The following is a 13,669-nucleotide window of genomic DNA, read 5'->3' on the forward strand; positions in this document are numbered from 1 at the left end:
ATCCCCACTGATTATTAGTTGAACCAATCGGGCTTTAACGAGCAGTTGACTCCTCACCTAATTTCTTAGCTTTCGCTGGATTTTGAGTTAGGAATCTTACTGCCCGTTAAAGCGGGACAAATGGAGGGGCAACATGAAAAAAATAGGTGTAGGGATTGTAGGATTTGGTTTTTCTAGTACGACATTTCATATCCCACTATTACAAACAATAGAAGAATATGATATTCGTGCTGTATTATCCTCAAAAGAAGAGGTAGTAAAAGAAACATTACCAAACGCTAATGTTGTTAGTACAATTGATGAATTGGTGAAGCGAGCTGATGTTGACTTAGTTGTTATTACATCACCTAATACAACTCATTTTCCATATGTAAAAGAAGCAATTTTAAACGGTAAGCATGTTGTTGTAGAAAAACCATTTGTTGTTTCAATTGAAGAAGGGGAAGAGCTTATTTCATTAGCAGAGCAGCATAATGTAATGTTAAGCGTATATCATAATCGTCGTTTTGATAATGATTTCTTAACAATTAAGAAATTGTTAGGAGAAAACAGAGTAGGGAATGTATACGCATATGAATCAAATTTTGATCGTTTCCGTCCACATGTGCGTGATCGATGGAGAGAAAAAAATCTACCAGGTTCCGGTATATTATACGATTTAGGATCGCATTTAATTGACCAAGCGTTATCAATATTTGGAAAACCAGATGCGATAAGTGCAGATGTAATAAAACAACGACCAGGTGCAGAGGTGGATGATTATTTCCACATAGTACTGCATTACGGAGCTAAACGTGTCATTTTACGTAGTAGCAGTTATGTGAAAAAAGCTGGACCGCATTTTATAGTGCATGGAGAGAAAGGTTCTATCGTGAAGTACGGTATGGATTCGCAGGAAGAGCAATTAAAAAATGGAATGAAGCCAGGTGATAATGGTTATGGAGTAGACGATGAAGAGAATTTTGCTACTTTAGAAACAGAAGAAAGCTTAGAGCGCATTCCAACAGAAGTCGGTTGTTATGATAATTATTATAAAGGTGTACGAGATAGTATATTAAATGGTGAGAAACTACCTGTAACAGCAAAAGAAGGCTTAGATGTTATTAAACTGATTCAATTAGCGATTGAAAGCAGTGAAAAGGGTAGAGTCATTTCTATAAAATAAAAAAGACACGAAATTCGTGTCTTTTTTATTAGGAATATGTGAATATGATTAATTATTTAGTTTAGTCGTTTATCATACATTAATTGGATTTGTATGCCATAAGGATCTTCAATAATACCATATGCTTCACTAAATATATTTTTTTCTAGGGGAGAGATTATTTTCACATGCTTATCGGAAATTAAATTATTATAAAACCTTTGTATTTCTTCTAAATTAGCGCTTTGAATGCAAAGTGACATGTTATTTCCAACGTTATAACGTTCATTAGGCTTCATTGTATCTTCTGCTATCATTAGCTTTGTATTCCCAATTTGTAAAACAGAGTGAGCAATATGATCTTTATTTTCACTTTTAATTTTAAAAGAACTATCTCTTTTCGCCAGTTCTTCATACGTAACAACCATTAACTTTTTGGCTTCTAAATGACGTGTATAAAAGTTAATCGCCTCCTTTGCTTGCCCATTCATTGAAAGAAAAATAGCTATTTCTAATGTCATAAATATATAACTCCTTTATTAGTTGATAATTATAATATAGATTAAAAGGGTTTCAATACATGACACCTTTTTGGGAGGGAAATATGAAAAAAACGGAACGAATAAATGATATGCTTATTTTCTTAAATAATAAAAGATATTTTAATTTAAAAGATTTAATGGTTAGATATGATATTTCTAAAAGTACCGCTTTGCGAGATATTCAATCATTGGAAGAAATAGGTGTACCCATATATTCTGAATTGGGTAGAAATGGAAGTTATAAAATTATAGAAAATAGTGTTTTATCACCAATTTATTTTAGTGTGGATGAAATGTATGCCTTATATTTTTCAATTCTTACGCTAAATGGATACAAGACAAAACCATTTAATATAGAAAGTATTGCGCTTGAAAATAAATTTAAACATGTATTACCTGATAATGTGAGTAAAAATATTTCAATTATGGAACGAACGCTTTCCTTTGAAGTAACAAATCATAGTAATTTTAGTCCGTTCTTAAAAGAAATTTTACAGGGGATTTTTGCTGAGCGAGTTTATCATTTAACATATTTAAAAAAAGGTGAGGAGAAAGCATTGGTTGCCCAATTTATTCGAATAGAATCTAAATTTGGCCAGTGGTATGCTAAAATCTTTAATTTTGAGACGAATAATGTTCAAATAATTAGATGTGATAAAATTCTTTCTATTGTGGAAACGAGCAATATTAATCCAAAAAATCTTGAAGAATTATTAAGTTATCTTACTACTTTTCACAGAAAGCCTGATGCAATTAATTTTAGCGTCATTGTTAATCAAAAAGGAAAAGACATTTTTGATAAAGAGAATTACCCTTCCATGAGGATGCAAAAGGAAAATGAAAATTACATTATAACAGGCTATTTTAACAAGCAAGAATTTGATTTTATTTCAAATTATTTTCTGAATTTCGGTGAAACGATTATTTCAATTCAGCCTGTTATGCTAAAAGAGTTAATCTATAATAAGGTGTTATCTATAAAGAAGCATTTAACTTCTTTAAGATAAAGTTAGTTTTAGACATTTTTTGATATGAAAAAGCCCTTGCGATTTAAATATCCAAAGGGCTTTTTGGTAATTCTATTTGTTCTTTAGAAAAATTATTTTTCTGGGACGGAGAGTCCATAAAAGAACATCGTAACGATATCTTGTATATGTTTTTCACGATCTCCTTCAAGAAGTTGTGCTCCAAATTCATCACCTAATTTTGTAAACATTTGAATGTAAAGTAACATCATTTCTTTAGTAAGGTGAGGATTAATTTCGTTTTTGCGCTGCGCTCGTTCTAATATTTCTAAATACCAGGGCAGGATTTTTTCATTTTGATAACTATAAATAAACTTCCGGAGTTCTTCGTCCCTTTGCATCATTTGTAGTAACATATCAGGTTGAAATAACCCGCCAGTATTCATTTTTCTTACAATCATTTTTTGCATCATATCATGAAAAGGTAATTTTTCTTCTGCAAGCTCTTTATAATATTGAAATTCAGATATGATAAATTCTTGTATAAGCTCCCTAAATAACGCATCTTTACTTCCGAAATGATTATAAATTGTAACTTGAGAAACGTTCGCTTCTTTTGCGATATGTTCTATTTTCACTTCATTAAATCCACGTTCTGAAAATAATACGAATGCTGCTTCTTTAATGGCACGTTTTTTCTTTTCTTTTACTCTTTCAAATCCGTTCAATGCAATCACCTCACTTAAAATATACAAGAAAAAATAATGGAAAACAATAATTTTGAAATATGGACTAATAAATATTTCAAAAAGTTGTTGCGAATATGAAAGATGAGGAGTACAATGATTTTGAAATATCACATATTAAATATTTCAAAAAATGAGGTGGAATTATGATTTCAGTTCAGGATGTCACAAAACAGTTTTTGAATGGAAAAGGTTTGTTTCATATTACATTTGATGTAAAAGAGGGAGAAGTATTCGGTTATTTAGGACCGAATGGTGCCGGGAAATCAACGACGATTCGTAATTTAATGGGATTTATAAAACCGACAGCTGGTAAAGCGACAATTTTTGGATTAGATTGTTGGAATGAAGCAGCGAAAATTCAAAGGGAAGTTGGTTATCTACCGGGTGAAATTTCTTTTATTGAAGGAATGAACGGATTAGAGTTTTTAAAATTAATGCAAGGAATGCGTGGATTAAAGGATACGAAAAGACGAGATGAACTGATAGATCGTCTGCAATTTGATGTGAAAACACCGATTCGCAAAATGTCTAAAGGAATGAAGCAAAAAGTGGGGATAGTTGCTGCATTTATGCACGATCCAGAGGTGTTAATTTTAGATGAACCAACATCTGGACTTGATCCACTTATGCAGCAAGTATTTATAGAATTAATATTAGAGGAAAAGCAAAGAGGAAAAACAATCCTAATGTCATCACATATTTTCACTGAAATTGAGCGTACGTGTGATCGAGTAGCGATTATTAAAGATGGTCGACTCGTAACGGTTGAAAATATTCACGATTTACAAAGTATGAGACGACAGGTAATAGATGTAACCGTATCATCGCAAGAAGAGATTGAATCTCTTACAAAGTGTAATTTGCAATTTGAAGTGGTAAAAGGTAGAGAGGCATCTATCATTGTACAAGGAAACTATCAAACTGTTTTACAAACAATTTCAAACTATAATGTAACGGCACTTCAAACGAGAGCGATGGATTTAGAACATTTATTTATGCATTATTACGATAAGAAAGAAGGGGTAACGCATGAATAAGCAATTATTTTTAGCTAGTTTGAAAGAAACACAAAAAAATATTTTGAGTTATGCGTTTGGTGCGGCTTTATATTTGTGGTTATTAATTTGGATATTCCCGTCAATGGTATCAGCGAAAGGGCTAAATGAACTAATAGCTGCCATGCCTGATAGTGTGAAAAAAATCGTTGGTATGGAAAGTCCGATTCAAAACGTAATGGATTTTTTAGCTGGTGAATACTATAGTCTATTGTTTATTATCATTTTAACAATTTTTTGTGTAACAGTTGCAACACATTTAATTGCTCGTCATGTAGATAAAGGAGCAATGGCATACTTGTTAGCAACACCTGTATCTAGAGTGGAAATTGCTATTACACAAGCTGCTGTTCTCATATTGGGACTTCTGATTATTGTATCTGTTACGTATGTAGCTGGGTTAGTAGGTGCAGAATGGTTTTTACAAGATAATAACTTAAATAAAGAATTATTTTTGAAGATAAATGTAGTCGGAGGGCTCATATTTTTAGTCGTTAGTGCGTATTCATTTTTCTTTTCTTGTATATGTAATGACGAAAGAAAGGCACTAAGTTATTCAGCGAGTTTAACTATCTTATTTTTCGTATTGGATATGGTAGGTAAATTAAGTGATAAGTTAGAGTGGATGAGAAGTCTATCATTATTCACGCTGTTTCATCCGAAAGAAATTGCTGAAGGAACGTATAATATATGGCCGGTAAGTATAGGTTTAACTGCTGGAGCACTTTGTATTTTCATAGTAGCAATTGTAGTTTTTAAGAAGAGGGATTTACCGTTGTAAAGTAGAAAGTCCACTGAGAAAGTGGGCTTTTTTTATTTGTAAATTAAATCTAGTATGTTTATTACATAACACTTATAAAGGATATTTATCTTTTTATTTACAAAAATATTCAAAAAAATGAACCTTTTCCTAGGTTCCTACGTCTAATACATGTAAAGTTAAATTTGAAGTGAGGATGAAACAGGAGGAGCAATTGTGAAAGTAATCCCTTTATATAAAATGATTATAAAAGAAGAAACCGATGTTTCTTTAGCGAAAAAAGGCGATCATGAAGCCTTTATAACGCTTATACATACAGAAAAAGTGAAGATGTATCGAATAGCAAAGGCGATGTTACGTGATGAGACAAATATAGAGGACGCGATACAGACAACAATTTTAAAAGCTTATGAAAATATAAAAAAACTAAAAAAAGAAGAGTTTTTTCAAACTTGGTTAATTCGAATTTTAATGAATGAGTGTAACAATATTATTAGAGCGTATAAAAATGTAATTGTGACAGAAGAGAATGATTACAATATGAGTGCGTGTGATCAGTATGAAGATATAGATTTGTATAATGCGATTCAATCGTTACATGAAGAATTAAGAGCTGTTACGGTGCTTTATTACTATGAAGATATGAATCAAGATAGTATTGCGAAGCTGTTAGAAATACCGAAAGGAACAGTGAAATCAAGATTATCGCGTGCGAGGGAACAACTACAAAAACGATTAAAGATGGAATAGGGGGTGTAAAGGGTGGATAGTGAAAAATTATTTGATGAGAAATTAAAAAAGAGAATAAAAAATGAAAATGTTATAGTACCTCCAGAGTTAAATGAGAAGATTAATGGTACACTACATAATCTTCAGGTAAAAAAGAAGAGTTACAAAATCCATATGATGATAATTAGTGCAGCGGTTTGTATACTTTCAGTGGTATCTATGTCTGAGTTTTCTATACAAAGTTTTGCGCAAAACGGTGGAGTATTTGAATATGTAAAGAAAAAAGCGTTTTCTGATTATGAAAATGAAGAAGAAATAAAATCAAATGTACATTATCCAGATAAAGAAAAGATTCATCAAAAGATGCTAGATTCTATTGATTATTTTAAAAATAGTTCAGGACAATTTGAGGAATATTCTAGCTCATCAAGAATTGCTACAACATATAAGTATGCAATTGATACGGAAAAACAAAGAGGTATCTCTTCGAAAGAAGATAAACTAGCGAAAAAACGAACAATTATATATAACGAGGGCAAGAAAAAAGAGTTTGATGATGAGAAGTATACCTATAAAGAGACAAAATGGAACCCGAAAGAAAGAAACAATGAATTATTAAAGTTAAATCCTACGGAAAGGTTATTGAGAAAATCAGGTGAAAAAAAGCGATATGATGATGAATATGTAGGACTAGCGAAATATAGTATTCAATCAGAATTCGCAGATTTGTTAATTCGATATAAAGATTGGAATTATAAAGAAACGAAATATCTTGGATTAGATTGTTACAAAATTGAAGGAGTCATCAATATAGAGATGCCTGTTAGCACCTCTGAAGATTTAAGAGGGAAATTCGAAATGGTTGTGGAGAAAAATACAGGGATTATGTTGAAATTTCTTAGTTTTCAAGAAGGCTTGATTCAATATTCACTTACGACAGAATGGATACAAATAGATAAGGGATTGAAAGAAAGTATGTTTCAAAAGGATAGCGCTAAATATGAAAAACATATTGGATGAATAGAAACAGGAGGAGAGTAAATGGGGAATCATTCATCTTTAAGAGAAGAGAAAAATAAGCAAAAATATAAAAAGAAAACGATAATAAGTTTACTACTAGCGGTATTGCTATTTGGTGGAATTGGCTATGGAGCCTATGTATATATGAAAACTTCTAGTCTCGTACAAAAATCTAATTTGAATTTAGCACGAGGTGAAAAATCCAATTTACGTGAGAAATCTGTAAAGCCAATTGCAAATCATGTTTCACTTTTAATTATGGGAATTGATGAAAATCAAGAACGACAAAAGGAGTATAATGGTGCATTTCATACAGATGCATTATTGTTAGCGACTTTTAATAAAGACGATAAAACAGTGAAATTAACGAGCATACCGCGTGATACATATACATACGTTCCAGTTGAAAAGAAAAAAGATAAAATAACCCATGCATATGGAAGTGGTTTCGTTAAAAATGGTAAAGATGGAGGACCGCAAGCTTCTGTGGAAGCGGTAGAAAAATTGTTACAAGTGCCCGTTGATTATTTTGTGAAATTTAATTTTGGTTCCTTTACTAAAATTGTTGATGGGTTAGATGGTATTGAAGTAGATGTCCCAGTTGAATTTACGGAGCAAAATAGTAAAGATGAACCTGATGCGATTCATTTGAAAAAAGGATTGCAAAAATTAAATGGGGAAGAAGCACTTGCACTAGCAAGAACGCGCCATATTGATAGTGATGCGATGAGAGGGCAGAGGCAACAACTTGTTATTGAATCGATTTTAAGTAAATTAAAAAGTGTAGGATCGATTACGAAGCTAGAAAAAATAGTTGAGGCAGTTGACGACGATTTTAAAACAAACTTAGTAATGGATGATATTTTATCTTTTTATAAATACGGTTTAAACGGTTCAGTTGAAAAAATACAACTAGCTGGTGATGATTTATATTTACCTAATGGTCCAAATGGGCAACGTGTATATTATTATAATCCTAATAAAAAAGATTTGCAGAGTTTGAGTAATACTCTTAGAACACATCTAGGGTTAAGTGAAAAGCAAATTGAGGAGAATTAAAGCAGACGTAATGTCTGCTTTTTATTGTGTATAATAGTATGTCATTTATTCTTAAATGTTATATACTATTTTCAAATTAAAGATAATAGTGTAACATAAAATTGTGGTTTAAGTTAAATAGCAAGGGGGCTATCACATAGAATAAATGTTATTGCTTAAAATAGTTTGGGAGAAATGAAAATACAGGGGAGTAGCAAAAATGAGAATTGCAAAGAATTTAACATTCCAAGTTATTGTGGCCATTATTTGTGGTATTGCAGTAGGGGCAATTTGGCCGAGTGTTGGACAACAAATGAAGCCAATTGGTGAAACATTCATCAATATGATTAAAATGGTTATTGCACCGATTATCTTTTTAACAATTGTGCTCGGTATTGCAAGTATGGGAAGTATGAAAAAGGTAGGCCGTGTTGGTGGGAAGGCACTATTATATTTTGAAATTGTTACAACAGCGGCTTTAATTATTGGTATCATCGTAGCGAATGTTGTGCGTCCTGGAGACGGATTAGATCCCTCAAAACTAAAGGGCGGAGATGTTTCGCAATATGTACAAAGCGGACAAGAAATGAAATGGATGGATTTCTTTTTACATATCGTGCCGTCTAACATGTTTGAAGCATTCGCCAAAGGTGATATTTTACAAGTTCTGTTCTTCTCCATTTTATTCGGCGCAGGGTTAACGATGTTAGGGAAAAATGGACAACCGGTTATTGACTTTTTTGAAAGATTATCGAAAGTATTTTTTAACATTTTATCAATTGTAATGAAATTAGCACCGGTTGGAGCATTCGGTGGGATGGCATTTACAATTGGGAAGTATGGTTTAAGCACGCTCATACCACTTGGCAAATTAATGATTTGTGTATATGCGACAATGGCATTATTTGTTTTTATTGTTTTAAATTTTATTTGTAAACTGTACAAATTTAGTTTGTGGAAATATTTAGCTCACATTAAAGAAGAATTACTCATTGTTCTCGGGACATCGTCATCAGAATCAGTACTGCCGCGAATGATGACAAAGATGGAAGACTTGGGATGTTCGAAGCCAGTAGTAGGTTTAGTCATTCCGACAGGATACTCATTTAATTTAGATGGAACGACAATTTATTTATCGATGGCTACTATATTTTTAGCTCAAGTCTTTCATGTCGATCTTTCACTAGGTCAACAATTAACTATAATAGCTATTTTATTAGTTACATCTAAAGGTGCAGCAGCAGTAACTGGTGGAGGTTTTATTGTGCTAGCATCTACTTTATCTGCAATGAATGTTATCCCATTAGAAGGTTTAGCGCTATTACTTGGTGTAGATCGTTTCATGTCAGAAGCACGTGCTATCGTTAATTTAATTGGTAACGGTATTGCAACTGTAGTTGTTGCAAAAAGTGAAAATGAATTTGATGATGAGAAGTATACGAAAGTAATAGAGGAAATGAAAAGAGAAAAAATAGCCGGGTAAAAAGTCAGTTTTGCTGACTTTTTTTATTTTTGTAGGAAAGGAGTTTCTAAAAATATACATTATTTATTAACAAGAGCTCATAGATATTTAATGTGTAAATATGATAAATACCATTAAAGTGGTACATTTATATGAAAGAGAAATAGAATTTGAAGATCATATGGAATTTTTATGAATATTACTGTAAGAAAATAATTTTTTAAAAATTTTCAATAATAATACTTTACAAATTTTAAAAAATTAGTAGAATAAGAAGTAGTAAGAATCGTCTGATAAATATATAGAGAAAAACAGAATTATCAGAAAATTCTTGAATAGCTATCGTTTAGAATTAGGGAGGGTACAGAAAATGAAAAAGAAACAAATGAAAAAACTAACAGCAGTTGTAGCACCGGTTTTAGCAATGAGCATGGCGTTAACAGCATGTTCTACATCAGGTGGAGATAAGAAGACAAGCACAAATTCTAGCTCTGGTGGAGATAGTAAGTCAGGGGAAAAATTAGCAACGAAACAAGTGTTCAATAAAACAGAAAATCAGGAAATTCCAACAATGGATACGTCGAAGAGTACAGATACTTTGGGCTCTCAAATTTTAGGGAACACAATGGAAGGCTTATACCGTTTAGATAAAGAGAATAAACCAATCCCAGCTGCGGCAGAATCAAGCACGAAGAGTGAGGATGGTAAAAAATATACATTTAAATTACGTAAAGATGCAAAATGGTCAAATGGTGATCCTGTAACAGCGAAAGATTTCGTATTTGCATGGCAACGTTTATTAGATCCAAAAACAGCTGCTGAGTATGCATTCATTGCATTCCCAATTAAAAATGCAGAAGCGGTTAATAAAGGTGAAAAACCTGTAACAGAACTAGGAGTTAAAGCAGTAGATGACCTTACTTTAGAAGTTGAATTAGAACAAGCAGTACCATACTTCTTAAACTTAGTAGCATTCCCATCGTACTATCCATTAAATGAGAAATTTGTAAAAGAAAAAGGGGATAAATACGGTTTAGAATCTGATACAACTGTATATAATGGACCGTTCGTTCTTACTGATTGGAAGCATGAGCAAGGTTGGAAACTGAAGAAGAATGATCAATATTGGGATAAAAAGACTGTGAAATTAGATGAAATTAACTATAGTGTTGTAAAAGAGCCAGCAACTAATGTGAATTTATATGATAGTGGTCAAATTGATTTCTCCTTATTAACAGGTGAATTTGTTGACAAATATAGAAATAATAAAGAGGAATATGGGGTGTATAACGAACCAAGTACGTTCTTTATACGTTTAAACCAGAAACGTGGTGGACAAGATACACCATTAAAGAGCAAGAAATTACGTGAAGCAATTGCGCTATCAATTGATAAAAAGAATTTAACAAATGTTATTTTAAATGATGGGTCAAAACCTGCAGATTATTTAGTGCCGAAAGGCTTAGCAGCTGGACCTGATGGGAAAGACTTCCAAGAAACGTTTAAAAACGGTATTAAACCAGATGCGAAAAAAGCAGCTGCTGCATGGGAAGAAGCGAAAAAAGAACTTGGAAAAGATCAAGTTACAATTGAGTTTTTAAACTATGATACTGGTAATGCGAAAAAAGTTGGGGAATATGTAAAAGATCAAATTGAGAAAAACTTAAAAGGTGTAACAGTAAATATTAAACTGCAGCCGTTTAAACAAAAACTTAAATTAGAATCAGATCAAGATTATGATATTTCATATGGTGGATGGAGCCCAGATTATGCGGATCCAATGACATATTTAGATATGTTTGAAAGTAAGCACTCTCATAACCAAATGAGTTTCTCTGATCAGAAATATGATGAAATAATTAAAAAAGCTGGTGGGGAATTAATGAGTGATGCGAAGAAACGCTGGGAGGAACTAGGAAAAGCAGAGAAACTACTTCTTCAAGAAGATGTAGCTCTTGTACCTTTATATCAAAGTGCTAGATCTTATGTTATGAAACCGCATGTAAAAGGTGTTGTTAAGCATAATATTAGCCCAGAATACAGCTATAAGTGGGCATATGTTACTGAAAAATAATAGAGTTGAAAAAGCATTTAAAAGTGGCTTAGCTACTTTTAAATGCTTTTTTTGTGAGCTTAAAATACTAATTTTTAGTATGGTTAAATAGAGGAGAATAAGGTGTATAGTATGTACATATAGTAGATAGAAGATAAATCCTACTAAATAAAAAACAGAATATTTAAAATAAACCTATTTGCAATTACGGAAAAAAGAGTAGAATGACATTAGTTGTAATCTTCTAAAAAAAAGTCTTTAGTAAGGGGTCTCTCAAGGGTTGGTAATGTACATATAATTAGGGAGGGTACAAAAATGAAGAGAAAAAAATGAAAAAGTTAACGGCAGTTGTAATACCAGTTTTAGCGATGAGTGTTGCATTGACAGCATGTTCTGGATCAGGTGGGGAAAAGAAAACGACTACTACATCAAATAGTGGGGAAGAAAAAAATCTGATATTAAATATGCAGCGAAACAAGTATTAAATCGTACGGAAAACCAAGAAATTCCGACGATGGATACTTCTAAATCTACTGATACATTAGGTGCGCAAATTTTAGGGAACACGATGGAAGGCCTATATCGCCTTGATAAAGATAATAAGTCAATTCCTGCTGCGGCAGAGTCTAGTACGAAAAGCGAGGATGGCAAAAAATATACATTTAAACTACGTAAAGATGCAAAATGGTCAAACGGTGATCCTGTAACAGCGAAAGATTTCGTATATGGATGGCAACGCTTACTTGATAAAAATACAGCGGCAGAATATGTGTTTATCGCTTTCTATATTAAAAATGCAGAAGCAATTAATAAAGGTGAAAAACCTCTAACAGATTTAGGAGCAAAAGCGGTAGATGATTATACACTAGAAGTAGAATTAGAAAAGCCAGTACCGTATTTCTTGAATTTAATGGCATTCCCATCGTACTATCCTTTAAATGAAAAGTTCGTAAAAGAAAAAGGAGATAAGTTCGGTTTAGAAGCAGATACAACGTTGTATAACGGACCGTTCGTTATGTCTTCATGGAAACATGAACAAGGTTGGCAGCTAAAGAAAAATGATAAGTACTGGGATAAAAAGACTGTGAAATTAGAAGAAATTAACTATAGTGTAGTAAAAGAGGTTGCAACGAAAGTAAACTTATATGATACAGGATCAATTGATTTTACATTACTATCAGGAGAGTTTGTAGATAAATATAAATCGAACAAAGAAGAATATGGTGAGTATGCGGAATCAAGTACATTCTTCTTACGTTTAAATCAAAAACGTAACGGACAAGATACGCCTTTAAAGAGCAAAAAACTTCGTGAAGCAATTGCATTATCAGTTGATAAAAAAGGCTTAGCGAACGTTATTTTAAATAACGGTTCAAAAGCAACAGATCAATTAGTACCAAAAGGGCTTGCGACAGGTCCTTGTGGTAAAGATTACCAAGGTGCATTTAAAAATGGTCTAAAATATGATCCGAAAAAAGGTGCAGCAGCTTGGGAAGCAGCGGAAAAAGAACTTGGAAAAGATCAAGTTACAATTGAATTGCTAAGCTATGATGATGGAACTGCGAAAAAGATTGCTGACTATGTAAAAGATCAAATTGAGAAAAATTTAAAAGGTGTAACAATTAATACAAAAATTCAGCCGTTCAAACAAAAATTAAAATTAGAAACTGCGCAAGATTATGAAATTTCTTATGCAGGTTGGAGTCCAGACTATGCGGATCCAATGACATTTATTGATATGTTTGAATCGAAGAGCCCGTACAACCAAATGAGTTATTCAAATCCAAAATACGATGAAATGGTAGGAAAAGCAGGTAATGAATTAATGAGTGATGCGAAAAAACGCTGGGAAACGTTAGGGAAAGCTGAGAAATTATTCCTTGAAGAAGATGCAGGGTTAGTTCCTTTATATCAAACAGGAAGATCGTACGTAATGAAACCGAATGTAAAAGGAATTGTGAAACATAACATCAGTTCAGAATATAGCTTTAAGTGGGCGTATGTAACTGAGGATGGCGGAAAAAATAAAGTGAAATGCTTTTTAGTATGTATAAGGGAATAAATCTCGTTAGCCTATTGAGAATCGGATAGGTAATAAAGAAGGTTCTATCCGAGGAAATTAGAGAGGTCAGTAAGTAGTAAGAAAGATGAA

General features: G+C 32.5%; 11 protein-coding genes and 1 pseudogene. 10 read left to right on the forward strand and 2 right to left on the reverse strand.

All coding sequences use genetic code 11. The features are described 5' to 3' along the window. The first annotated feature begins 133 nt into the window (after positions 1-133). Positions 134-1,165 carry an oxidoreductase gene (locus MR160_RS08120; RefSeq protein ID WP_000719768.1) on the forward strand — a complete coding sequence of 344 codons (1,032 nt, stop codon included), beginning with the start codon at positions 134-136 and terminating at the stop codon, positions 1,163-1,165. Positions 1,166-1,221: 56 nt separating this feature from the next. On the opposite strand, the gene MR160_RS08125 is transcribed toward MR160_RS08120, so the two are convergent. Beyond that, positions 1,222-1,665 (reverse strand): VOC family protein, encoded by a 444-nt coding sequence (locus MR160_RS08125; protein WP_000171340.1) that lies wholly within the window; start codon positions 1,663-1,665, stop codon positions 1,222-1,224. A 59-nt stretch (positions 1,666-1,724) separates the two neighbouring features. On the opposite strand from MR160_RS08125, the gene MR160_RS08130 reads away from it, so the two are divergent. Next, positions 1,725-2,693, forward strand: coding sequence for a helix-turn-helix transcriptional regulator (locus MR160_RS08130; RefSeq protein ID WP_044783433.1), 969 nt, complete (start codon positions 1,725-1,727; stop codon positions 2,691-2,693). Between the two features lie 92 nt (positions 2,694-2,785). Here MR160_RS08130 and MR160_RS08135 read toward each other — a convergent pair whose 3' ends face one another. After that, the gene (locus MR160_RS08135; protein WP_003309799.1) at positions 2,786-3,388 is read right to left on the reverse strand and encodes a TetR/AcrR family transcriptional regulator; all 603 of its coding nucleotides are present in this window, start codon (positions 3,386-3,388) and stop codon (positions 2,786-2,788) included. A 155-nt stretch (positions 3,389-3,543) separates the two neighbouring features. On the opposite strand from MR160_RS08135, the gene MR160_RS08140 reads away from it, so the two are divergent. The 8 genes and pseudogenes from MR160_RS08140 (at position 3,544) to MR160_RS08175 (ending at position 13,579) form a co-directional block, all read left to right on the forward strand. Further along, complete coding sequence (locus MR160_RS08140; RefSeq protein WP_000626558.1) at positions 3,544-4,437, forward strand: ABC transporter ATP-binding protein; 894 nt, start codon at positions 3,544-3,546, stop codon at positions 4,435-4,437. Continuing rightward, complete coding sequence (locus tag MR160_RS08145; protein ID WP_001041417.1) at positions 4,430-5,236, forward strand: ABC transporter permease subunit; 807 nt, start codon at positions 4,430-4,432, stop codon at positions 5,234-5,236. The genes MR160_RS08140 and MR160_RS08145 overlap by 8 nt, the downstream gene beginning before the upstream one ends. A 195-nt stretch (positions 5,237-5,431) precedes the next feature. Further along, positions 5,432-5,965 carry an RNA polymerase sigma factor gene (locus MR160_RS08150; RefSeq protein ID WP_000864724.1) on the forward strand — a complete coding sequence of 178 codons (534 nt, stop codon included), beginning with the start codon at positions 5,432-5,434 and terminating at the stop codon, positions 5,963-5,965. Between the two features lie 12 nt (positions 5,966-5,977). Beyond that, entirely contained in the window at positions 5,978-6,964 is a 987-nt protein-coding gene (locus tag MR160_RS08155) for a hypothetical protein (RefSeq protein ID WP_000376636.1), read from the forward strand. Positions 6,965-6,985: 21 nt separating this feature from the next. Continuing rightward, on the forward strand, positions 6,986-8,023 hold the full coding sequence (locus MR160_RS08160; RefSeq protein ID WP_000526731.1) for an LCP family protein: 1,038 nt from the start codon (positions 6,986-6,988) through the stop codon (positions 8,021-8,023). Positions 8,024-8,222: 199 nt separating this feature from the next. Continuing rightward, positions 8,223-9,485, forward strand: a complete 1,263-nt coding sequence (locus tag MR160_RS08165; RefSeq protein WP_001216974.1) for a dicarboxylate/amino acid:cation symporter — start codon at positions 8,223-8,225, stop codon at positions 9,483-9,485. Between the two features lie 349 nt (positions 9,486-9,834). Continuing rightward, a complete protein-coding gene (locus tag MR160_RS08170; protein ID WP_000730154.1) occupies positions 9,835-11,538 on the forward strand; it encodes a peptide ABC transporter substrate-binding protein in 1,704 nt (567 codons plus the stop codon). Between the two features lie 308 nt (positions 11,539-11,846). Beyond that, positions 11,847-13,579 (forward strand): annotated as a pseudogene (locus MR160_RS08175) (peptide ABC transporter substrate-binding protein). Positions 13,580-13,669: the final 90 nt, after the last annotated feature.

Origin of the sequence: Bacillus cereus group sp. BfR-BA-01382 (assembly GCF_022663475.1) — a bacterium.
GTDB lineage: Bacteria > Bacillota > Bacilli > Bacillales > Bacillaceae_G > Bacillus_A > Bacillus_A thuringiensis_S.